Source organism: Clostridioides sp. LIBA-7602 (assembly GCF_056688945.1).
Map to the genome: position 1 here is coordinate 2,622,414 of NZ_CP196991.1, position 23,197 is coordinate 2,645,610.

Below are 23,197 nucleotides of genomic sequence, written 5' to 3' on the forward strand. Positions count from 1 at the left end.
GGCATTATTAGCATTTATACAATTTGATAATCATTTACATTTTGTATAATTAGTAATTCGCTAAATGTATTGACTATTTATAACTTTAAATAATTTAATCCCTTATTTAAATTATAATGTAAAAATATTTATAAATTTATAATTGAAAAACTTATTCAATCAGATATAATAATACATATCTACTCAACAATAAAAATTATTATAAATTATGCTTTTAACACTTTCTGTTTTGAAATTTTACTTTTATATAATAGTATAAATGCTTATCTTATACACATATGATTTTAGCTATATACATGAATTTTACATGCTTTTATCTGGCATACTATACTATTTTAACTTAAAAATTAATTTACAAGTATTAAATTTATATACAGAGAGGAAAACGATATGAATACATTTAAAACTGAAATCTTATTGAAATATTCTGCAAAAGATATATTTAACATATTTACAAAATCTGCAAGATTAAATTTTCCTAATTTTAGCGAAAAAAAGGCAGTAGGCTCATTTGTACAACAGAAAAATAACAAAAGATTTAAAGTTGAAATAACTAGTTTTGAAAAAAATAGAATCTATGAGATAAGAACAAGTAATAACAGAGAAAGTATTATAACTAGATATGAACTTATACATATTGATTTAGAAAATACAAAACTTATTTTCACTGAAAGTGAAAGTGAAAGAAATTTATTTGGAAAAATTAATTCAGCTCTTGTAAGAGTATTGTTTGGAAAAAGACATCCAGAAGAATTCAATAAATTTATCAAGAACTTAGAAATAGAGTTAGAAAATAAGAACATTAATTTATAGATATAAATTTAGTACTCTTTTCTTGGATAATACTTAATACATCAAATCTAATGTTTAGCTTAAGACTGCTCCATCTATCATTTTTAATATAAAACTCTTACTAACTTTTTATGATACAATATTTTATAAATGATTTATATTACACTAACTTAATCTAAAACTTAATAATAAAACTAAAAATGAATATTGTAAAACTATTTGATAATTAATCTGTGACTTTTAATTATCAAATAGTAACTAAAATTAAAAACATAACTTCATTGTTTTAGATAAAGTTAGTAATTAAATTAATAATAAGAGGTGAAAATTTATGCCAATTAATTCTTTTGAAAATTATCCTATGAATTGGAAACCAAAACGACCTTCAAAAGGACAAATATTATATAAAGCTATTGCAGAGCAATTAGAACAAGACATCAACAGTGGAATTTTGTTGCCAGGTACTAAATTACCACCACAGCGTGAATTAGCAGATTTCTTAGATGTTAATGTCAGTACTATCTCTAGAGCTTTTAAAATTTGTGAAAAAAAAGGATTAGCAAGTGGAGTTACAGGAAGTGGAACCTTTGTATCTTATGATACTCGTTCAAATTTATTCTTAATGTCGAGCAATAATAAAATTACATTTATTGAAATGGGCACAATGAATCCAGATTTCACACTAGAAGAAATGAATACTTTATTTAAACATATAGTTAAGGAAATAGATTTTAAAACTATATTTCAATATGGCCAAAGAGATGGTGCCAAGTGGCAAAAAGAAGCTATTGTCAAATTAATGTATAGAGCTGGTCTTGAAACTACAGCAGATAGCTTACTTCCTGCAAGTGGTGGGCAAAATGCAATTGTAGGTATTTTAGCAGGTCTATTTCAACATGGAGATAAAATAGGTGTAGACCCATTAACTTATCCTGGAATAAAGACAGCAGCTAAAATGCTTGGAATACAACTAGTGCCAATTAAACAAAAAAATAGAGAGATTAGTGAAGAAGGCTTGTTATATGCTTGCAAAAATGAGAATATCAAAGGTTTATACATAATACCAGATTATCAAAATCCAACTACACATATAATGTCACAAAGTGGACGAAAAATGATTGCAAATATTGCATCTAAATACAATCTAATTGTGATTGAAGATGCTATTCATAGTTTGCTTAATGAAGCACATTTAAATCCAGTAGCTTCTTACATACCAAATCAAACAATCTATATTACGAGTTTATCAAAAATTATTGCACCTAGTCTACGCCTTGCATATATCTCTACACCTAAACAGTATAGAGAGGCATTATCAAGCGCATTATATAATATTAATTTATCTCAGTCTTATTTTTTAACAGAAATTGCTTATCGTATGATTAGTTCAGGAGAAGCTGATAAACTAATCAATGCTCGTCGCAAATCTGCAAGGAGAAGAAACAAGATTATTAATCAGTATTTATCTGAGTATAATATTTTGGGAAGTGAAGAGTGTATATTTAGATGGTTGATTCTACCTGATAATATAATGGCAGAAAAACTTGAAATACAAGCCCTTAAAGAAGGTGTACAAGTTTATGCATCTGAGCGTTTTGCTGTTGGAAAGGAAAAACCTATTTCTGCAATAAGAATAGCTGTATGCGCTACAGAAAGTACAGAAGAACTTAAAGCAGGTCTTACTGTATTAAAAAGATTATTGGAGAAGAAAAGATAATTGTATTGCACACAATATTTTAATTGTGTGTATTTTTTTTTGTTGTTACAATAAAATTACACCAGATAATAATTAAATTATAGAGATTAATATAGATTATTACATTGTAATAACTAGTGTATAGAATTTGATAGTATTTTATAACTAACTCAATTTTATATAGTAAGCCACATATTAATCCAAATTTATTTTTAAGGTATGATTGCAATTATACAACCAATCTATTTTACTGTTTTACTAATATTTAATACATTAAAACAAAAGGAGTGATTTATCATGGAAAAATCTCAGCAATTAAGAGAAAGTTTTGTTGCTTCAATCCCAATATTTTTAGGTTATATACCTATAGGCATAGTAGGAGGAATACTATTACAGAAATCTGGGCTTTCACCTTTTCAGATAGCACTAATGGTAACGCTAGTATTTGGAGGTAGCTCTCAATTTATTGCAGCTTCAATGATTTCTACTGGTGCAAGTGTAACATCTATTGTTTTGACTACATTTATTGTTAATTTAAGACATTTTCTAATGAGTTCTAATTTGAATATGTACATAAAAAATAAAAGCCCAAAATTTATATTGCCATTTTGTCATACTATAACAGATGAGACTTTTGCAGTGAATTATGAAAAATTTACTACTGGAAATTGGTCTGATAAAAATGCAATTTATCTCAATTTCTTCTGTTTAGTTTCATCAGTTTTAGCTAATTTTATTGGAGCATTTTTAGGAGAAAGTATATCTATAGATAGTTCTATTTCTGGTTTCATATTGACTTCTATGTTTATAGCATTAATAGTTTCTCAAATAAAAAATAAAATTTATATTGTGGTATTTATATCATCAATTATTATTTCGGTTATCTTATACACATTATTTAAAAATAATTTAGTAGTAATAGTTGCTTCAATTTTAGCATCTTTAATTGGTTTCTTCATAGAAGAATCTCACTCTAAAAAGGAGGAATCTTATGAATAATAATTATTACATACTTTGTATTATAATTGGAATGTATATTGTTACATATCTTCCAAGAGTTCTTCCTATGTTAATTTTCTCAAAAAAAGAAATGCCTGAGTTTTTGAAAAAAATCATGAAATTTATACCTGTAGCAATACTTACTTCTTTGACTGCTAAAGATGTATTCTTTAATGGAGATAATTTATATTTATCTATATCAAACCCTAAAATTATATCTTTTTTGGTTGTACTTCTTGTTGCTTACAAGTTTAAATCTATTGGAATTTCTATTGTTACAGGTGTTATATCTATATATTTATTTGGAATTATCCTATAATCTTTAAGTAACTATTTTAAAATTATTTTATAGATTATGCTTACAATTTTTAAGTTATTGTTATCTCGATTTTAAGTAAAAAACAGAATAGTTTAAAACTATTCTGTTTTTTACATTTCAACCTTTATTATCAATATTTTAATGTCTTATAATAAAATTTTTATACTCTTTATAAAAAACATGTTTATATTCAAATATTATCTCAATCCAAACTTGTTAGTTCTTCTTCATATTTTTGAAACTCTAAATTTGCTTTAAACAAATCTCCATCTATTTCTATATAGAATTTTCCGCCTTGTAAATTTACTAAATCTCTTGCAATGGCAAGTCCTAGTCCACTACCTTCAGTATTTCTTGATTCATCTGCCCTTTTAAATCTTTCCATAATCTCACTTGGGTCAAAATTTAATTCATAAGAAGATATATTTTTCATAGTTACTTTTACCTTTTCATCACAATCGTATACATCAATATAGACTCTAGTTCCTTCTAAAGAATATTTAGCTATATTAGATAAAAGATTTTCAAATACTCTATACATTCTTCTTCCATCTGCCCATATATATACCTTGTCATTTGGAACATTTAGTTTTATATCTAAATTACTTTTAGATAATTTTTCTTCAAGCTCACCTATACTTTGTCTTAATAGTTGCACTAAATCAATCTTACTAATTTGTAATTCTATATTACCACTACTTACTTTACTAGCTTCAAATAAATCTTCTATTAATAGTTTTAATCTTTTTGACTTTGATTCAAGCACATTTATATAGTCATTTATATAGTCTGGTTGTATAGATTCCTCTTTTTTAATCAAGTCTACATAATTTATTATAGAAGTAAGTGGAGTTTTCAAATCATGAGATACATTTGTTATAAGGTCAGACTTCATTCTTTCACTTTTTACTTGCTCTTCTATTGCTTTATCAAGACCTTCTCCAATATTATTTATATTTTCAGCTAAAGACGTAAAATTATCATTTCCTGTAATTTGTATCTTATAATCTAATTTGCCCTGTTTTATCTTTTCGGTACCTTCTATTACATAACTAAGGTAGGAAAGTCTTTTAGTTATATATATTGCAAATCCTAAAAAAATCCATATAGAAACCACTAATCCCAAACTTGTACTTTGAGTACTAATCGCCATGATTAAAATTAAAGATGCTATCACTATCATAATAACTTTTCGTGCTAAAGATACTTTCCTTATAGCGTTAATGACCTCCTTTACAGTCTTTATTAACCATAAAATCACTCTTACTATAATACTCGACTTAAATATGCATATTTTATTTTCCAAATAACTCAATTGAACATGTATAAAAAATATATTGTTTGATACTACCAATAAGGATATAAAAGCTAACATCATGATATAAATATCATAAGATACATTAAAAACATACATAATCAAAAGTACTATTGAAATAGATACTAGTATTACATTAAATTCCATAGGTATCTTACTGTATATTAATAAAAATATGTTATTTCTTTTTAAAGCTTCGCATTTTATTCTACTATATAAAATTATAGATAATAAACATATAATTGCTAAACTTAAACTAGCTACAAAAAATAATCTTACTTTTTCTGTAGCTTGTTTAAAGATTTGAAAGTTAGTATATACTATTCCATCATCTATAGTTGGTTCTTCGGGAAAAGATGCATATGCCTCAAAAGGCATATATCCTCCATTGATTTCCATACTAACATTATTTAGCTCAAATTTTTCTCCATTTATTTTTTTAGTATATGAGCTTCTTTCTCCATCATTTACTATCTCTATATCACAATAGCCTTTAATATTTTTTTTAAAATCCTCTAAATAACCATATTCTGTATTTGTATAAAATTCTCCTGTCTTTGTATTAACAATGTATATTTTTATATTTTTCAGAGAACTTAAATATTCAGTAGAATCTTTTATATTTTTTACACTTTTATTATAATCAGAAACAATACTATTTGAATCTGTACTATTACCTCTTGTTTGATAGCGTTCATAATTTAATTTAATTTTTTCTTCCCTACTTAACCCACTGCTTATAGATAGCTTAAAATTATATAATAAATTAGAGATTGTCTCACCATCAAACATATTACTGTCATAAAAATCATCAGATATATTAAAAATTCCATTCTTTGTAGAAGTTTTTTGTATATTGTATTTAGGTTCAGCAAGTCCTATTGTTACCAACAATATAGTTAATGGAAATGAGATAGATATTATGATTAATGAGACTAACTTTAATGCTCTATATTTTTCCAACTTGTCCACCTCATCTACATTGTCAGTATTTTATATAATATAAAATTTAATACAAGCATAATTCCCATAGAATAAACTAAACTATTGGAGAAAAAGTTAAAACATATAAGAATTCCTAACATTTGTGTAAATGTAAAAATGACCAAAATCAAAATGCAATTAAATATTAAACTTTTTTCTTTTATAAGTTTTCCACTAAAATTTTTCAATCTTATAACCAACTCCCCACACCACCTTTAAAAATCTTGGTTCTTTTGGATTTATTTCAATCTTTTCTCTTATTCGCCTAATATGTACTGCGACTGTATTTTCTGAATTAAAGCTTTCTTCATTCCATACTTTTTCGTATATCTCATCTATTGAAAAAACTCGTCCTTTATTTTCTAAAAGAAGTTCAATGATTTTGTACTCAATCGGAGTCATTTTTATATTTTCACCATCAATTTTCACTTCTTTTGTTAGTGTATTTAATTCTAAAGCTCCACTTTTTAAAATTTCTTTACATGTATCCTCGTAATTGCCTAAAGTTACATATCGTCTTAAGTTTGATTTAACTCTAGCTATAAGCTCTAATAAGTTAAATGGCTTTGTTATATAATCGTCAGCTCCAATATTTAATCCCATTATTTTATCTGTATCTTCACTTTTTGCTGAAATTAAAATTATTGGTATGTTTCTTTCTTCTCGTATTTTTACAGTTGCTTTGATTCCATCTAATTTAGGCATCATTATATCCATTAATATTAGATGAATGTCATTCTCTGTTATTATTTCCAAAGCTTTCATTCCATCATATGCTTTATATATTTTAAATCCTTCCGATTTAAGATATATTTCTATTGAATCAACAATTTCTTTATCATCATCTACTACTAATATATTGTACATATTTTCACTTCCTCTATTGTATAATAATACTTATCTCTATTATACAATATCTTTCACTCCCTTTCTCAACAATGACTAAATTGTTATATTACATTAGCTTACATTTTTGTAACTTTCCCTTATAATTATATAATAGAACATAAATCTTAAGAAAATATTATCCTAAATCTTAAATATTTCTTAAGATTTAAGATAAATTGAGGTTTATTTGAATTAATTGATTTGAATTATGTTGTTTTCAGATTACTTTCATTTAAGTATTTTGATTGGATTCAGCTGAATTAATGTATATTAATTCTTATTGAGCAGTTTTTATTTTTATGGTGGAAGAATGGTGGAAGAATCATATTTTACTAATTTTCTTCCACCATTCTTCCACCCAAATAGACTTAGAAGTATTTATTTCACTGCAATAATAGCTACTTATTTAAATTCTATTTTTGTGCATCCTATATATTATGTACTATACATATCCTATTAAAATTTATATAAATAGAATACAAATTTATTTCATTTTTTTAACATGTTCAGAATAATAAACAAAATGAAGGTAGAAAAAGTTATAATTTCATACCTTCATTTTATTTATTATGTCTCTATTTGTAATTTTTTCTTTCAAACTCTTAAAATGTTATTCGAGTTCAATTAATTTATCTTCATACACTCATCCCTTTTCATATGAAGATGATTGTACATCAAATATCTATCCTATATCTTAATTATACAGTTTTTGATATATATGATATAATTATCACAAACATCAAACTAAGGAGGAATAAATAAATGAATTTTAATCGTGAATTTAATTACTACCTTGAAACACTAGGACTGCTTTCTTATTGTAATAATTTTTCGACAACAAAAATAGAATTAATAGAAGAGTTAAATGGGTTGGGCTTTGCTGGCGAGAAAGTATACGATGCTCATTTGATTGATTGGGAGAAACTAATTACCTCTTTTGACAAAATGAAGACCACAAATGGAGATTACAATTTCTATTTTAAGAATGCCATTAATGAAGAAAAGAATTTCTATACATTCATGGTTGCTCTAGTGGCAGAATATTTCGAGCTATTTGATAGTGAAGAAAAATCTGATGAATATTTTAGGAAAATTTTTATTGAATTAATTTGTGCTATCGCAGAAAAAAGTAGTATAAATAAACAACTTTCATCTTTAGAGTTCTATGAATTTCTATCTGTATCGGATTTTAATGAAAGTGAAAAATGGAAATTCTTTTCATTCTATCAGTCACCTAAAGAGCTGATTAATAAACTTTTTATACTAATAAATTCAAATTTATCTGTATGTAAAAAATTATATCTCGAAATTGATATTGAAACGCTAATTTCAAAATGTTCCATTTTACTTGAGAGCACAAGAGAAGAAAATATGATATCAAAACAAGGGGAAGGACTTCCGATTTATCCAACTTTCATAAATCCTTTGTCTCAAATTGTTTTAAAGACAAAACGTTATTTTGGGTTGTTAAATTTAGATATATTTAGTGACAATGATTTCTCTAAAGAAATTGATGATAACATATTAATTAAACTAAAAGCACTTTCAGATAAAAGTAAGTTTCAAATATTAATTTCTTTAAAAAATAAACCAATGTATAGCCTAGAATTAGCTAATAAGCTTGGATTATCTGCTGGGACAATTTCACATCATATGGCGGTTCTGCTACAAGTAAATTTAGTCAATATCGATAAGAAATCTGGACGAGTTTATTATCATCTAAATAGTGACGAAATTGAAAAAACAATAAAAGGACTTGAAAACCTATTAATTTGATATATATCAAATTAATTTGACCTACTTCAAATTTAGTGTTATAATCCTCTTACATACAATTAGAGGAGGTCTTTTCATGAAAAAAGTAAAAAAATCAATTTTGTTATTTCTTATTATTTGTTTTGCTTTAAGCTCAATTTTCTACTACCTGATTATTGTCCACGGAATGTTGCAACTTAATTACTTTCTTATGTGGTGTCCTGGTGTTGCTGCCATTATTGTAAGTATGATATACCACCGTGGCGATAATGGAGTAAACTTTAGAAGATGCCATGCGAAATATATTTTGGGTGGTATATTAATTCCATTAGCATATTGGGGAATCTCATATAGTATCTACTTGCTGATTTATGGTAAGGGCGTAATCGTAGGTAATATGGCTCTGACTCTTATAAAAGCGCCAAGTATGTTGCTAACATATCTGGCAATCTATTTTGTCACTGCAATGGGTGAAGAAATAGGCTGGGGTGGCTACTTAGTACCAAAGCTTAATGAACTCTTTGGGTTTAACAAAGGTGCTTTTGTTTCTGGTGTGATTTGGTTTTTGTGGCATTTCCCGTTGTTTGTGGTTGGATATATGTCTGATATCCCACTTTGGTATCAACTTCCAGTTCTAGCACTAATGTGTATCTCAGTATCCTATTCGAGATTTTATTTAAGTATGAAATCAAAGAGCACATGGCCTGCTGTTTGGCTTCATTTCGTACATAACTTTGTCGCACAATTGCTTTTAGACCAATCCATAGGCGGTGAAATGCGTCCCTATCTTGTTGGCGAAATTGGGATTATTTCACTTATTGTAGTGGTGATTATTGCCCTTATCTGTGTATTAAAATATCGTAACGCAGGGAGTGAAATCGTTGCATCACAGAAATAAATATTGTTCGAAAAAATGAAAAAAGCATTCTCCATAACGGAAAATGCTCTCTTTAATATAGGTTGACTTAGTAAAGATGTATTGGAAGTGCATCTTTACTTTTTTTATTATACCATATAATTTATGTTGTTAAAAAGACCTATTTAAATCGTTTTTAATTAATAGAATATATTGTAAAGGAGATATGTAATATGAATTTTTGGAATGGACTATTTTTACTTTTGGGGATAATATTCATAATAGGGAATGTAATAAAAGGTTTAGCTAAACATAAATTCAACTATTTTAGGAAAAAATATTTTGACAAATTAGAATTAAAATATGGAAAAATAGATAGAGAAAAAACTATTAAACTAGAGATGTTTTATCAATATTTAATAGGCTTGGAATACATAATAATGGGTTTATTAATAAAAAGATTAGATACTGCAATAACATCATTAATATTAGTATCCATTATAACAATAGTATCCCATTGTTTAGTTAGAAAGAAATATATAACTATATAAACTATTTATAATAAAACGCTGATATAATCAATAAAGAAGGTAACAACTATCTTCAGTTGTTACCTTCTAATCATCAATTCTTAAGTTTTGATATACTAAAATTTTTAACTTGAGACTTGAATAACTGCTCAATCTCGTCAACTATACTCTGTATCTTATCTTCATATTCTAAATCATAATATATATTTATCTCACCTATACTATTTATACTTACAGAATATTCTTTTCTTTCTATTATACATATACTTCCACAATCTGATAAATCATTTTTGTATATTGATTTTAATTGTCTTTTTATCTTGGGAAAGTCTATTGTTGGATAAATATTATTTGGATAAAAACTCTTATCATTTATTAACATCTTATCCACCCCTTATCATTCTATTTATTTAAATTTATACCTTAATCAAAACGATATTAAACATATTTTCCCATATTTTCATAATTATTTTATATAGTATCTAATCTATCTATTAATAAAATCTAGTGCTTTGTAAAGTGTATCAAATCTATCATTACCTTTTATCATGGTGTATCTCTCTTTAGTTATAGAACTTATCTTATTGCATGCTCCTCCACCTATAACATATAAATTTTCTGTCTGACCTGGTACATAATCTTTTATATCACATATTAATATTTTTCCATCATTATACCCCAACCAAATACAGTTGCAGAGATTTTGCCAACCTCTCCATCATAAACGATTGTATATTTATACATTATTTTTCCCTCACCATTCTCTTTAGGGAAGTTTTACCATACATTCTACATATTTAGTCTATTTTTCAAAAGTAAAATAACGTTCATATATATAAATTTATTCAATTTTCAAACAAGTCTATTGAATAATAATTAATTCTATTGTATTATTGTAATTGTAGAATAAAACTAAATCGGCAAAACTAGAGAAATTTAGTGACGCAAAGCTATAGGGACTAAGACTTATAAAATAAGTTATAAGTTATGTCAGCCAGTTGCCAAAAAGATATTTTCTTTTTGTTTTTATGAAAGTTTTTTAGGGGGATAATAATATATATGTTTAGAGATAAAATGGATAGATGTACACATATGTTAACTGCTTATATTGCTAGTTCATATGATTATTGTGATTTTATAGATACACAGCTAGATGATTTTATCCTAGAGTACGGAGAAAATGTGGTAGAATCATGTTTGCATCAAGTGATGGTATTGGTAAGTAAATATAATTAGATAGACATTATTTTCTAGAATATCCTTTTTAGTTTTTTCTACTTTTAAAAATTAATTCTTGCTAAAGATTTTATTAAAATATATTTATTAAAAAGAAACATAATATTAATGATTTTAAAACTTATATATTAAAAGAATTATAGTTATAAAGTAACTGTAAGTTACAAGAAATTTCGATTTAGACAATCTTGTTGATATTACAAAATAAACATTAAGAGAGAATGAGATTGATTTAATAATTATTGATGAAAAAATAATATTGTTTGGAAAATAAAAAATCACTCCAAATGAGAATGCTTAATTATAATGATAGAAGTGTACTACAAATACACTTCCATTTTTTATTACATAATATAGTTTTATTTTTCAGAATAAATTTCATTCGTCTTATTACTATTCAATATATTGTGTTTGATTGAAAAAATATAATTCTTTACAAATAGTATTATATTAAATGTTTTATTTGATTTTTATCTATAACATTTTAATTTATATATTTATAATTAAAATGTTATAATTGAGTTCCATTTATGACTATATCACAAATTCTTGCTCCTCCATTAGACTTGCCTTTTTTTAATCTTTCTACATAGGTGGGAGAATTTGAAGTCTTACCAGTAATACTTTTTACATTTAATCTATTATCATTATTAAATTCCAAGTATCCATTGTAACCGCCAATATATATCAAGATTATTGACATTTGAATCTAACAAAACATTTTTTCTATTTGATATATCCGTTTCTAAAAAATTATTTGCAAAGATATTAATAGAAAAACTCCTCCCTAATATTACTGTTGATAATAATAAAAATATTACTTTCTTAAAGTTCATAATTTACTTTCCCCCTAGTTAAAATTAAAGCTATCTATAAAAAATTTTGTAATTTTACAATGTTTATATTTAGCTCCCCTTCTAGTAACATTATAACTTCAATATGATGATATCTAAATATATTTATTTATCAAAAAGAAGGTAACAACATTCTCCAGTTGTTACCTTATAATAATCAATGCTTAAATTTTGATACACTAAAATTTTTAACTTGAGATTTAAACAACTGTTCAATTTCATCAATTGTAGCGTTTATAAAACTTTATACCTTATTAAAATAATATCCTGCTTTTCTTATTGTTATAATCTTTTGAGGGTTTTTATAATTTTTTTCTATTTTCTTTCTTAATCCATTTACTGCAACTACCACACTATAGTTATCCTCTAAATATTCATTCATCCATACATGTTCATATATCTCTTTAGTAGTTAATGTCTTTTCAGGATTTTCCATAAAGAAGTTTAATAACTTATTCTCTATTGGAGTTAATTTTATTATTTTATTTTCTAATTTTATAACTCCACTATTTCTATTATAATTCTCCAACTCAGTATTATGTTTATTATTATTTACATATAAATTCTCTCTTCTTAAAAGTGCTTTTACTTTTGCATATAATATTTCTAAATTTAAAGGCTTTGTTAAATAATCATCTCCACCAGAATCCAAAGCATTTAAAATACTTTGTACTTTATTTATACAAGTCATATGAATAATTGGGCAAGTCGTTATATTTCTGATTTTTTTACAAAAAGTCCAGCCATCACCATCAGTTAAAATTATCTCTAAAAATATTAAATCAAATTTATTACTAAATAATTTTGTAATAGCTTCTTCACAGTTATATGCTAGATCAACATTTATCCCTTTTCCTTCTAAAAAATTTTTCAATTCCTGGCAATTATCCTTATCTCCATCTATTATCAATATATTAGCTTGCATTATAATCACTCCTAAATATAATTATTTCTTTCTATAAAGAATCAGACAAATATCTTTAGTCTATTTTCTAATAGTTTGTCTTTACTGTTATAAGAAACTTTAACAATTATAAGTCTATTTTCTTTATTATTTGTATATATATTTTTAAATTTGAACACTTCAAAATTAACACAATGTCCTTGTATGTCTAGTAATTTATTTTAGTATACATAGTAAAATAAATTACTAGACATACTTTTTAACTAAAATCAATATTTTTATATTTTAATGTAAATTATTGTAGACTATAGATTTTATTTTGTCTTCATTTGGTTTTTGATTTATTGTATAAGAATAAGTTTATTTTTAGAAAAAGTATAACCACCTATAGTTAAAAGTCCATTATTTGATCTAAAAAGTTATATTGGTACTTATTATCATACTTATACATAAAATTTAATTTTCATTACATCGACCACACCTCTACTAAATAAAAACTATTTATTAATTATAGTTTCTCACTTATAGAACAAACTTATATCCTTTTCCCTATACAGTCTGAATATATTAATGCTCTTTTCTTAAAGAATTAATTTTACTCTTAATCTATGTAATATGAACCTGTGCCATATGTTATCTTCTAATATCAAGCATTTCCTAGATTTGATTATATATTTCTAATTTTAAGAACATTCGTTCTTTGTTTCCAACTATAAACAATAATATTTCAAACTACATAATGGTCAAATAAATGATTTTCCATCAAAAGCACTTTTCTTAAGCTCACATTTATTACTAAAAATGAAAGCTTTAATACATTAGAAACTAATGTAATCTTTTTATATTACCTCATATGGAAATATATTCTAAGCTTAAGTTCTTTTAAGCTATATGGTTTTGTCATATACTCATCTCCTCCAGCTAAGAATTCTTGAACTCTTTCTTCTCTATATACATAATTAGATAAAATATTATATGTATTTTAAACTTTTCTTTTATAGCATTACACATCTTATATTCATCTGAGTCTAGTAATGTAACATCTAGAATTATACAATTCAAAACTATATTTTTACTATCACAATTTCAACCTTAGCAATTTCATATGTATATACATTAAAACCTTTATTAGAAAAATAAATTTGATTTATATTTAAAATATCAGCACCATATACAATCAATAGGTTATACATTTCACTACTCTATTCAAAACTATTTTCAAAGTATCAAGTTTTAATTATTACAGATTATAGTGCTTCATTTTTACAATACCTTTATAAACTAGGCTTTAAAACTTAAGTATTTTTAAATAATACTTAAATATTATCTTAAATAATATTATTAAATACTAATCAAAGTCTCCTATTTTGGGGAAAAGGAGCTTAAGATAGTTTTGTATTATAAATATATTGTTTTTTTTAAAACACCTATATCACTCTGTTTAAGTATTGATTTCTATGATTTATATAGTTATAATATAAGATATATTGTATTATTTTGGTAAATATATTATTATGAATGTTTTAGATTCTAATCTTAATCTTTATAAAAACATTACTTTTCCGTTATAATTATATTATATTTCAAAAAAAGTTTCCCTTTCCCCAAAAATGGCTACTTTAGAAAATTAATGTTCCATTGTCTAACTATTAATATAATAATTTTTAAATATTAACTGGAAATTATATAATTAAGTAGACATCTTTATTAATTTATGATACAATAGTATTTGTGTTAGTACACAATTAAATCAAGTATATCTTGATATAGGTTAATAGGAGTATTTTTAATGAATAATGGAATAGTGAAATGGTTCAACAACGAAAAAGGATTTGGATTTATATCAGTAGAAAATGGAGATGACGTATTTGCTCATTTCTCAGCTATACAAACTTCAGGATTTAAATCATTAGAAGAAGGTCAAAAAGTAAGCTTTGATATAGTTAAAGGCGCTAGAGGTCCTCAAGCAGAAAATATAACTATATTATAATATATAGATTTTTCGGAAAAGACTCTTTTTAGAGTCTTTTTTTATTTAGTTATTTATATTTTTGCACATAATCCTAAAACTTTATGAACAATTCCAAATAAAAATAACTATTCTAATATTAAACTTGTTAAAATATCTTCCATAGTTTGGTGATGTTGTCATACTATAATATCAATTCAATTTAGCTATAAACATTCTTCTATCCACTTAGATATCTTTTAATATTAATACTAAGTTGAAATTAATTGGTCATTAATCTTTCTCGAAAAAATAATTTTTTCATATCCATAAATTTTTCAATTTTCAAATAAGTCTATTGAATAATGCTTCATTCTGTTGTATTATATAATTGTAGAGTAAAACTAAATCGGCAAAACTAGAGAAATTTAGTGACGCAAAACTATAGGGACTAAGGCTTATAAAATTTTTATAAGTTATGTTAGCCAGTTGCCAAAAAGATATTTTCTTTTTGTTTTTATGAAATTTTTTTAGGGGGATATGATAGTACATTTACAAATAATATAGATAGACACACTCATATATTATCTACCTATATTGGTAGTGCATATGATTATTACGATTTTATACATACACAATTAGGTAATTTTATACTACAGAGCGGATAAAAATAGTAGAAAATTATTTACATCAAGTTATGTTATTAGTAAACATAATTAGATAGATTTTATTTTCTAGAAAACCCTTTTTAGTTTTATCTACTTTTAAGAAATGTTTGATGAAAATTAATTGATATATTCTTATCATTTCAGAGTTTTATTTTTTAATGAAATATAACAAATCTAAAATAACTTGAAGTACCCACTTATTTATTAAAATCGTCTTGATTTAACTTAAGGCGATTTTTTAAGTTATGTAAAAATGAATTCTTCTAATTTAATGGGATATTTTTCAAATATAATCCCCTTGCCTTTTATCAATGTAGCTGTTGGAATTTGTAATGACTCATAAAGAAAGTATTTTATGATAATATCAAATATAAAGAAATGAAAATACTTTCTTATATCAATTTATTTACAATACTACAAATTAAATTGATATAGTTGCCTCCTCATAGTATTCTAGACTCATACTGATTCTATGAGGAGATTAAATTAAGGACTATTATCCTATATCCTATTTGTGTGATAAACTAAGAAAAAGAGGTGCTTTATCTGCATCTAAAAAAATTTAATTTATTTTTTCATATACTTTATAGTGTTTTTTAACATTTTTATTCTATATAATTTTTTTGATACTTTTTGTTAATATACTTAAAACTTTTTTATAAAATATATTTTTTCTTCCACTACTAATGAGATAAAAACTAAAAATCATACTAAAAAATACATGCTTTTATTTAAAATATATTTCACTTAATTATTCTTAGAATTTCAAAGAATTTCTTACTTGGAATTATTCTTTTTCTTGATTTTTAATTTGATTTTTATTTATATACATTTTTTTATCAACCATATGTAGTATTTCCTCAAGGTCATCTTCTTTATTATATTCACTTACTCCACATGCAAAACTAAGGTCATATTTTTCTAACTGTATCTTAGATTTATTAAGAGCATTTAAGAGTACTTCTTCATTTACTTTAGTTGATATCAACATGAATTCATCTCCACCTGTACGATAAAGAGATGCAATATCTTTAACATTCTTATTAATAATATCAACAAATAAAATTAATACTTTATCGCCCTCATCATGCCCATAATTATCATTGATATACTTGAAATTGTTAATATCTAAAAGAGCAATCACACAATTTAAAGAATTATTAATTTTATCTAGCATATAATTATACATTTGGCGATTGTATGCTCCTGTCAGTGAATCTTTTGAAAAGAAATTAATATTTTGTAGTATGTAATAAATAATAAGTCCTAATGCTGAAAACCCATAACTTAGAAAATGATAGTAATAAAAAATTTCTAAAAGTAATCCTACAATTATTGTAACAGCAATAGATGTAACAATAATACGTTCCATTCTCTTTTCTTGCACATGAGAAGTAACTGGATTGATTATAAATATTAAAATATATAATAATACTGTAAAAGAAGGTATAAAAAATAGACACCCTCTTTCATAATAATTATTTATATCTATAAAAAATATAATTTTAATAAACATACTAAAAAAACAAATAATAAAATTTATCAAAAATGGCAAATAAAATATAATTGTATCCTTTTTTTGTTTAAATATCTTTATAAGTAAAATAGGAATAAATGGACTTATTGCAAAATTTAAAAAAGATGTAATCCTACGAACCATCCATAGTGATGAATTTGTCTGTTTTGATATTATGTAATCAGTAGATGTAACTATAATAAGTATTAAATTAATCACTATTGATATTATAAACAATTTACTCTGCTCCTTATTAAATAAATGATTCATTTTAATAAGAAATATCAAAAAAATCAATCCTATAAATGGTATCAAATAGGCATAAATAATGGTACTCAAATTTTGTCCTCCTCCTATATACATTATCAATTAAAATATACTTCTATACTTAAAAATTTCTATGATTTACGCTTTATAACGCCTATTTCATATAATATATTATACACTAGAAAAATGACTTATTATATTATAATATGTAAATATTTAACATATTTTTATAAAAAATAAATATAAACTTTATATCAATTAAATAGAAGATTAAAACTCTAATTCCATAATATATAATATTTTTATAAAAAATAAATTTATTATTTGAATTTATTCAATAGATTATAATTATTTTACATAATAGCTCTTAGTTCATATTTTATTAATTAAATTCATATGAACTAAGTTAACACTAGAAATTTTAAACAATAATTAATACAGTAAACTCTTTACAATCTAGACACTATATTATATCTACCCCCTCAAATAAATCTTTTTAACACAACAAAACATAACTAAACATTATAAAATATAATAAAACATAACAAAAACTTAGACATCGTTTTCTTAATATGATATACTGAAAAAGAATTTACATTAATTACTAAGGGGGAATATATTATGTTAAAAAAATTTTCGGTATTAGCTTTAGCTATGATTATTTCGTTAAGTATTACTGCATGTAATTCTAAAGAAAAGAAAGTTAATAATGAAACTAATACTAAAGTTATAACAACTAATGATTCAAAAGAAAAAGAAACGCTTTTTGTCTATTCAGGGGCAGGCTTAAAAAAGCCAATGGATGAAATAGCTCAAAAATTTGAGAAAGAAAATAATATAAAGATTGAATATAGTTATGCAGGCTCTGCACAACTAATAGCCCAAATTGAAACAAGTCACAAAGGTGATGCATTTATTGTTGGCTCTGAGCCAATTTACTCAAAAGCATTTGAAAAAGAACTTGTAAGTGAACATAAAACAGTGGCACATCATACACCTGCAATGGTTGTACCTAAAGGAAATCCCGCTAATATTGAAAAACTAGAAGATCTAAATAAAGATGGCATAAAACTTATTTTCGGAGATAAAGAATCTAATGCTATAGGTAAGACTACTCAAAAAATACTTGAAAAAAATAATTTAAAATCTATAAATGATAATGTTGTTTCTACAGCTGCAACTGTAAATGAAATGATTGTACAGTTAACATCAGGTAAAGCAGATGCTACAATAGCCACAAAAGACTCTGTTTTTGGTAATAATGATGTAGAAGTTATAGAAATTGCTCCAGACAAAAACATAGACCAAATTATATCAGCAGGAACTGTAAACTATAGTGATAAAAAAGATTTAGCTAATAAATTTATAAATTATGTAGCATCAGATGAAGCTAAACAAATATTTAAAAAATATGGTTTTGAACCAGTTAAGTAGTGCTTGAATTTGAGAAATAAAATTTTTACTATACTACTCACTGGATTTTTTGCTATAGTTTTTTTATTTATTGTATCCCCACTTTTTATGCTAATAATCAAAGGTCTGAGTTATGTTCCTATATGTTTAAATTCAGTGGAAGTACAATATGCAGTAGTACTCAGCATCAAGACATCTTTAACATCTACCATATTATGTCTTTTATTAGCTGTTCCAACAGCTTACTTTTTACATATTACTAAATTACCATTTAAAAAACTAATTATACAGATAATAAATCTTCCGATGTCTCTTCCTCACCTAGTATCAGGAATTGCTCTTTTACTTTTGTTTGGTAGAATGGGTATTGGAGATTCCATTTACAAAATTCTTAAACTTGATTTTGTGTTCACAAGACAAGGAATAGTTTTAGCTCAGGTATTTGTAAATCTGCCACTTACTATTAAAATACTTCACACTTCATTAAGTGAAGGTAATGAAAAAATGATATTTGTTGCACGTACTCTTGGATGTAATAGTTGGGAGGCATTTAAGTTTGTAATTCTTCCAAATCTAAAAATTGGAATAATATCTGCAACTGTAATGACTTGGTCAAGAGCACTTGGTGAATTTGGTGCAGTAGCTATGATAGCAGGGTCTACACGTATGAAAACTGAAATTATACCTACTTCAATATATTTAAATATGTCTACTGGTGATATAGATATTGCAATAGGTATAGCTGTAATTTTAATATTTATATCACTTACATGCTTGATGTTCTTTGAGATATTTTTTAATAGAGAGGTTGATGAAAACTAATATGTTGGAAATTAAAAATTTATCACTTGATTTGCCTAATTTTAAGTTAAAAAAAAATAGTTTAAACATTAATAACCACGAGTACTTTGTTTTATTAGGCTCCAGTGGTTCAGGTAAAACTCTATTTCTAGAAACATTAGCAGGAAGATACTCATCTGCTAAAGGTGATGTAAGATACAAAGAAAATTTAATATCAAATTTGCCTCCAGAAAACAGAAATATAGGATTTGTATATCAAAACTTTGAACTCTTTCCAAATATGAGTGTTGAAGATAATATAAGATTCCCACTTAAATTGAGAAAAATATCTAAAGATGAGCAAATATTTAAAGTTAATCACTTATCTAAGTTAATGCAGATAGAAAATATAAAAAACAGGTATCCTAAAAATTTAAGTGGAGGAGAAAAACAACGAGTTGCATTTGCACGTGCATTGATAGGTGAGCCAGACATATTACTTCTAGATGAGCCTATGAGCTCATTAGATTATATTACAAAAAAACATATAAGTAAAATACTAAAAGATGTTTACTTAAAGTACAGACCAACAGTGATTCATGTTACTCATGATATTTCTGAAGCAATGTTTTTTGCTCATAAGATAGGAATAATGAATAATGGAAAAATAAACCATATTTTTGAGTTAAATGAACAAGTAAAACAGAAAGGAGAGTCTTTTTTCTATGAATATATTTGATACCTTGAAAGATTACTTATTAGAACACGTTGACAAATATAATTTAGATATGGATATGATAAGTATTGTATCTAAATCTCTATCTGCTAAAGAAGCAATTGGAAATACCAAACGTAAAGATTTTCCAATTATAGTTGGTAAAGAAATAATGCTTGAAGCCGATTTTAAAGGAGCTAAAGGACAAGCATTTACTTCTACACCATCTACATTTGAAGGTTCTTTGAAAGAAATACTATCATTAGATTTACATGGTAGCTCTCATGATAGAAGCCTTTTTATAGCATCATTAAATGCGGTTATGAAGTACTTAGGCATGACAGATAGAACCATTCACTGTAAAAATAATGAGCCAGAAGTATGCGCAAAGAACTTTCCTAAATTTATAAAAAATGAATTTGATAATCCAAAAGTAGCAATTATAGGATATCAACCAGCTATAATTGATAATATTAAAGATTGTTTTGAAACTAGAGTATTAGATTTAAATCCTGAGTTTATAGATACTATTCAGTACAATATTAAGATTGAAGATGGCATACGAGATTATGAAGATGTAATATCTTGGGCTGAGATAATCATTTGTACAGGAAGTACATTATGTAATAACTCAATCATAAACTTTATATCATTGAATAAACCAGTTTACTATTATGGAACTACGATAGCTGGTGCATCAAGTATTTTAGGACTTAAAAGACTCTGTTTTTGTAGCAAATAATCAATTATACTAATAAGGAGTGCACAAATATCAATGTGCACTTTTTATATTTATGCCTAGATTCCTATCAATTCCCCATTCTTTTTATTAGTTTTACATATAAATATTTTTTTAAATTTTAAACTAGTAAAAAAATTTTATTCCATTAATCCACTCTATATTTTTTAGGATTTGAGAAATAATTTTTAGGATTTTGTTTGATAATATAACTAAGACAGCTTTCAGGAGATGATTAAATGACACTTAAGAATAAAAAATTTACTATAAATAAGTATGGAATTTTATCTATCATTTTAATTTTATGCTTGATTTTAACAGGTTTCAATAGTTATGTGAATTATAGTAATAGAAAATTTAAAGATTATGTTGTCTTCTATGTACAACATCAAGATGATGAAGTATTGTGGGCTGGAAGTGCTATTGTAAACGCTATAAAAGAAAGAGGAAAAAATCATGTATTTGTAGTTTTGGTGTCTACTGGATGTGGTATATCTGTTTTTAATAAATATAAAAAATATGAAAATCTTACAGACATACAAAAATCAGAGTACAGAAATAGAGAATTTTTAGCTTCTCTTAACAATCTTGGAGTAAAAAGAGAAAATATAATATTATTACCAGAAAAAAATACACATGGTAATACTGATTTCAATTATATGGAGAAAATTGCTCTCACTTTTGAAGAAAATCTCAAAAGTGTAACTCATATAGCACATACCTACAAGTTAGATGACCATTTACAACATTTAAAAAATGGTTCTGTTATCCAAAATTTATATAATGCTGGTCAGATAAAAGATGTTAAATATTTTGTAAAACCCAAATTTGCTGATAAGATAACTTTTAATAATAAGATAGTTTACAAAGCTCATTCTTCTGAAGATTATGAAAAAGTAAAAAATGCTTGTGAACAATATAAGCTTGTTGACGAGTTAGAATGTAGAGAAGGTATCGGCTACAAATCTGACCATAAATCATTTGATGAATTACTTAGTGATAAAAACGTCCCTGCTATACTTCATACTCCTAATTTATAATATTCATTTTAACTTAATTCATGATAAAGATATTTATTTGAGATTTTGTAATATAGCACTTTTTTGTGCTATACTACCTTTTCTCGTTTACTTATGATATTTATTCTAATCAAATTTTGTTTCCCAATTCTTATCTCTATATGCTTCAAAGCACATCTCTATTTGCTTTTGAGTATTTTTTTCTTCTGCAAGTAAAGGTAATTCATCAACTGTAAAATAATCAAATCCAATTGTTTCAATATTTTCTATAAATTCTCCACTAATTACCTCACAAAGTACAAATACTTTACATACTCCATAAGCGTATGTAGGTATGTTATGCTTATTTCTATCTTGTATAGCAATAATTTTCTTTGCTTTTACCTCAAGACCAGATTCTTCTCTTACTTCTTTCACTGTGTTCGATTCGATAGATTCAAGCACATCAACCCATCCACCAGGCAAAGACCACTTACCATTATTTTCATGGACAAGTAGTATTTTCCCATCTTTAAATATAGCTGCCCTCGTATCTAATTTAGGAGTTTGATACCCTTGTTCATTACAAAAAAGGGATTTAATTTTTTCAATTGGAATATCAGTTTTATAGCTCAACATTTCTGCTGATATATTTCGTAACTGTTCATATCGTTCTATATCATATACATCTTTTGAATATGTTAAACCACATTGAGCAATACTCTGAATCTCCATAGCCCATTTTAGCCAAGGTTCTGATAAAATAGTATTTTTAGATGTTCTAGTAAGTTTATATGACATGATAATCTCACTTCCTTTGTTTATTTCCTATATTCTACCATATGAATACATCTAAATTGAAGAATATAAACATGTTATCCTTAAAATCTATAAATTTTGTTCTTAAATGTTTTATATGTATTTATAATGAACTACATCAAAATAATTATTTGTTATAAATTCTTAATAATTATGAAACTCATTTGTTATTTATATTTGTTAATATATCTTTATACCTAAGAAAT

General features: G+C 25.2%; 22 protein-coding genes, 1 pseudogene and 2 riboswitches. Of the genes and pseudogenes, 14 read left to right on the plus strand and 9 right to left on the minus strand.

Features of this window, described 5'->3' with window-relative positions; translation table 11 throughout:
• Positions 1-390: 390 nt before the first annotated feature.
• The 4 genes from ACTG45_RS12520 (at position 391) to ACTG45_RS12535 (ending at position 3,806) form a co-directional block, all read left to right on the plus strand.
• On the plus strand, positions 391-813 hold the full coding sequence (locus ACTG45_RS12520; RefSeq protein ID WP_479916987.1) for a DUF3284 domain-containing protein: 423 nt from the start codon (positions 391-393) through the stop codon (positions 811-813).
• A gap of 310 nt (positions 814-1,123) precedes the next feature.
• Complete coding sequence (locus ACTG45_RS12525; protein WP_479919089.1) at positions 1,124-2,509, plus strand: aminotransferase-like domain-containing protein; 1,386 nt, start codon at positions 1,124-1,126, stop codon at positions 2,507-2,509.
• 276 nt (positions 2,510-2,785) lie between these two features.
• The gene (locus tag ACTG45_RS12530; protein WP_021385123.1) at positions 2,786-3,487 is read left to right on the plus strand and encodes an AzlC family ABC transporter permease; all 702 of its coding nucleotides are present in this window, start codon (positions 2,786-2,788) and stop codon (positions 3,485-3,487) included.
• Positions 3,480-3,806 (plus strand): AzlD domain-containing protein, encoded by a 327-nt coding sequence (locus tag ACTG45_RS12535; protein WP_021385118.1) that lies wholly within the window; start codon positions 3,480-3,482, stop codon positions 3,804-3,806. The genes ACTG45_RS12530 and ACTG45_RS12535 overlap by 8 nt, the downstream gene beginning before the upstream one ends.
• 202 nt (positions 3,807-4,008) lie before the next feature.
• Here the strand turns inward: ACTG45_RS12535 and ACTG45_RS12540 are convergent, their stop codons facing one another.
• The gene (locus ACTG45_RS12540; RefSeq protein ID WP_479919090.1) at positions 4,009-6,084 is read right to left on the minus strand and encodes a HAMP domain-containing sensor histidine kinase; all 2,076 of its coding nucleotides are present in this window, start codon (positions 6,082-6,084) and stop codon (positions 4,009-4,011) included.
• A gap of 195 nt (positions 6,085-6,279) precedes the next feature.
• The gene (locus ACTG45_RS12545; protein WP_003423181.1) at positions 6,280-6,972 is read right to left on the minus strand and encodes a response regulator transcription factor; all 693 of its coding nucleotides are present in this window, start codon (positions 6,970-6,972) and stop codon (positions 6,280-6,282) included.
• Between the two features lie 783 nt (positions 6,973-7,755).
• Between ACTG45_RS12545 and ACTG45_RS12550 the strand changes: the two genes are divergently transcribed.
• From ACTG45_RS12550 to ACTG45_RS12560, 3 genes are all read left to right on the plus strand, one after another.
• Positions 7,756-8,769: an ArsR/SmtB family transcription factor gene (locus tag ACTG45_RS12550; protein ID WP_479919091.1), complete on the plus strand. Its 1,014-nt coding sequence runs from the start codon at positions 7,756-7,758 to the stop codon at positions 8,767-8,769.
• Between the two features lie 76 nt (positions 8,770-8,845).
• Positions 8,846-9,646, plus strand: coding sequence for a CPBP family intramembrane glutamic endopeptidase (locus ACTG45_RS12555; protein ID WP_021385248.1), 801 nt, complete (start codon positions 8,846-8,848; stop codon positions 9,644-9,646).
• Positions 9,647-9,837: 191 nt separating this feature from the next.
• A complete protein-coding gene (locus tag ACTG45_RS12560; protein WP_479919092.1) occupies positions 9,838-10,155 on the plus strand; it encodes a hypothetical protein in 318 nt (105 codons plus the stop codon).
• A 73-nt stretch (positions 10,156-10,228) separates the two neighbouring features.
• Here ACTG45_RS12560 and ACTG45_RS12565 read toward each other — a convergent pair whose 3' ends face one another.
• Together ACTG45_RS12565 and ACTG45_RS12570 are read right to left on the minus strand one after the other, a co-directional pair.
• Positions 10,229-10,516: a hypothetical protein gene (locus tag ACTG45_RS12565; RefSeq protein ID WP_021385224.1), complete on the minus strand. Its 288-nt coding sequence runs from the start codon at positions 10,514-10,516 to the stop codon at positions 10,229-10,231.
• A gap of 105 nt (positions 10,517-10,621) precedes the next feature.
• Positions 10,622-10,896: pseudogene (locus ACTG45_RS12570) on the minus strand (N-acetylmuramoyl-L-alanine amidase); the annotation flags it as partial.
• 147 nt (positions 10,897-11,043) lie between these two features.
• Positions 11,044-11,140, plus strand: a riboswitch (cyclic di-GMP riboswitch).
• A gap of 53 nt (positions 11,141-11,193) precedes the next feature.
• On the opposite strand from ACTG45_RS12570, the gene ACTG45_RS12575 reads away from it, so the two are divergent.
• Entirely contained in the window at positions 11,194-11,370 is a 177-nt protein-coding gene (locus ACTG45_RS12575; RefSeq protein WP_021385172.1) for a hypothetical protein, read from the plus strand.
• A 511-nt stretch (positions 11,371-11,881) separates the two neighbouring features.
• Here ACTG45_RS12575 and ACTG45_RS12580 read toward each other — a convergent pair.
• The 3 genes from ACTG45_RS12580 to ACTG45_RS12590 form a co-directional block, all read right to left on the minus strand.
• A complete protein-coding gene (locus ACTG45_RS12580; RefSeq protein WP_021385182.1) occupies positions 11,882-12,031 on the minus strand; it encodes a hypothetical protein in 150 nt (49 codons plus the stop codon).
• Positions 12,021-12,206, minus strand: a complete 186-nt coding sequence (locus tag ACTG45_RS12585; protein WP_044213646.1) for a hypothetical protein — start codon at positions 12,204-12,206, stop codon at positions 12,021-12,023. The genes ACTG45_RS12580 and ACTG45_RS12585 overlap by 11 nt, the downstream gene beginning before the upstream one ends.
• Positions 12,207-12,468: 262 nt before the next feature.
• Positions 12,469-13,149, minus strand: coding sequence for a response regulator transcription factor (locus tag ACTG45_RS12590; RefSeq protein WP_479919093.1), 681 nt, complete (start codon positions 13,147-13,149; stop codon positions 12,469-12,471).
• 1,768 nt (positions 13,150-14,917) lie between these two features.
• On the opposite strand from ACTG45_RS12590, the gene ACTG45_RS12595 reads away from it, so the two are divergent.
• A complete protein-coding gene (locus ACTG45_RS12595) occupies positions 14,918-15,118 on the plus strand; it encodes a cold-shock protein (RefSeq protein ID WP_021385087.1) in 201 nt (66 codons plus the stop codon).
• Positions 15,119-15,477: 359 nt separating this feature from the next.
• Positions 15,478-15,573, plus strand: a riboswitch (cyclic di-GMP riboswitch).
• Between the two features lie 958 nt (positions 15,574-16,531).
• On the opposite strand, the gene ACTG45_RS12600 is transcribed toward ACTG45_RS12595, so the two are convergent.
• Complete coding sequence (locus ACTG45_RS12600) at positions 16,532-17,599, minus strand: GGDEF domain-containing protein (RefSeq protein WP_479919094.1); 1,068 nt, start codon at positions 17,597-17,599, stop codon at positions 16,532-16,534.
• Between the two features lie 549 nt (positions 17,600-18,148).
• Here ACTG45_RS12600 and modA point away from each other — a divergent pair.
• From modA to ACTG45_RS12625, 5 genes are all read left to right on the plus strand, one after another.
• Entirely contained in the window at positions 18,149-18,961 is an 813-nt protein-coding gene (modA, locus tag ACTG45_RS12605; protein ID WP_479919095.1) for a molybdate ABC transporter substrate-binding protein, read from the plus strand.
• A gap of 9 nt (positions 18,962-18,970) precedes the next feature.
• A complete protein-coding gene (locus tag ACTG45_RS12610) occupies positions 18,971-19,762 on the plus strand; it encodes an ABC transporter permease (RefSeq protein ID WP_044213648.1) in 792 nt (263 codons plus the stop codon).
• A gap of 1 nt (position 19,763) precedes the next feature.
• Positions 19,764-20,459 carry an ATP-binding cassette domain-containing protein gene (locus ACTG45_RS12615; protein ID WP_021385115.1) on the plus strand — a complete coding sequence of 232 codons (696 nt, stop codon included), beginning with the start codon at positions 19,764-19,766 and terminating at the stop codon, positions 20,457-20,459.
• Positions 20,446-21,177, plus strand: coding sequence for a Rossmann-like domain-containing protein (locus tag ACTG45_RS12620; RefSeq protein WP_021385098.1), 732 nt, complete (start codon positions 20,446-20,448; stop codon positions 21,175-21,177). Before ACTG45_RS12615 ends, ACTG45_RS12620 begins: the two co-directional genes overlap by 14 nt.
• 236 nt (positions 21,178-21,413) lie before the next feature.
• Complete coding sequence (locus ACTG45_RS12625) at positions 21,414-22,214, plus strand: PIG-L family deacetylase (protein ID WP_021385246.1); 801 nt, start codon at positions 21,414-21,416, stop codon at positions 22,212-22,214.
• 105 nt (positions 22,215-22,319) lie between these two features.
• Here the strand turns inward: ACTG45_RS12625 and ACTG45_RS12630 are convergent, their stop codons facing one another.
• On the minus strand, positions 22,320-22,973 hold the full coding sequence (locus ACTG45_RS12630) for an NUDIX hydrolase N-terminal domain-containing protein (protein WP_021385241.1): 654 nt from the start codon (positions 22,971-22,973) through the stop codon (positions 22,320-22,322).
• Positions 22,974-23,197 lie beyond the last annotated feature (224 nt).

Coding starts and splice junctions, on each gene's coding strand:
- ACTG45_RS12520 (WP_479916987.1), top strand. CDS start 391: ATGAATACATTTAAAACTGAAATCTTATTGAAATATTCTGCAAAAGAT.
- ACTG45_RS12525 (WP_479919089.1), top strand. CDS start 1,124: ATGCCAATTAATTCTTTTGAAAATTATCCTATGAATTGGAAACCAAAA.
- ACTG45_RS12530 (WP_021385123.1), top strand. CDS start 2,786: ATGGAAAAATCTCAGCAATTAAGAGAAAGTTTTGTTGCTTCAATCCCA.
- ACTG45_RS12535 (WP_021385118.1), top strand. CDS start 3,480: ATGAATAATAATTATTACATACTTTGTATTATAATTGGAATGTATATT.
- ACTG45_RS12545 (WP_003423181.1), bottom strand. CDS start 6,972: ATGTACAATATATTAGTAGTAGATGATGATAAAGAAATTGTTGATTCA.
- ACTG45_RS12550 (WP_479919091.1), top strand. CDS start 7,756: ATGAATTTTAATCGTGAATTTAATTACTACCTTGAAACACTAGGACTG.
- ACTG45_RS12555 (WP_021385248.1), top strand. CDS start 8,846: ATGAAAAAAGTAAAAAAATCAATTTTGTTATTTCTTATTATTTGTTTT.
- ACTG45_RS12560 (WP_479919092.1), top strand. CDS start 9,838: ATGAATTTTTGGAATGGACTATTTTTACTTTTGGGGATAATATTCATA.
- ACTG45_RS12565 (WP_021385224.1), bottom strand. CDS start 10,516: ATGTTAATAAATGATAAGAGTTTTTATCCAAATAATATTTATCCAACA.
- ACTG45_RS12575 (WP_021385172.1), top strand. CDS start 11,194: ATGTTTAGAGATAAAATGGATAGATGTACACATATGTTAACTGCTTAT.
- ACTG45_RS12585 (WP_044213646.1), bottom strand. CDS start 12,206: ATGAACTTTAAGAAAGTAATATTTTTATTATTATCAACAGTAATATTA.
- ACTG45_RS12590 (WP_479919093.1), bottom strand. CDS start 13,149: ATGCAAGCTAATATATTGATAATAGATGGAGATAAGGATAATTGCCAG.
- ACTG45_RS12595 (WP_021385087.1), top strand. CDS start 14,918: ATGAATAATGGAATAGTGAAATGGTTCAACAACGAAAAAGGATTTGGA.
- modA (WP_479919095.1), top strand. CDS start 18,149: ATGTTAAAAAAATTTTCGGTATTAGCTTTAGCTATGATTATTTCGTTA.
- ACTG45_RS12615 (WP_021385115.1), top strand. CDS start 19,764: ATGTTGGAAATTAAAAATTTATCACTTGATTTGCCTAATTTTAAGTTA.
- ACTG45_RS12620 (WP_021385098.1), top strand. CDS start 20,446: ATGAATATATTTGATACCTTGAAAGATTACTTATTAGAACACGTTGAC.
- ACTG45_RS12625 (WP_021385246.1), top strand. CDS start 21,414: ATGACACTTAAGAATAAAAAATTTACTATAAATAAGTATGGAATTTTA.
- ACTG45_RS12630 (WP_021385241.1), bottom strand. CDS start 22,973: ATGTCATATAAACTTACTAGAACATCTAAAAATACTATTTTATCAGAA.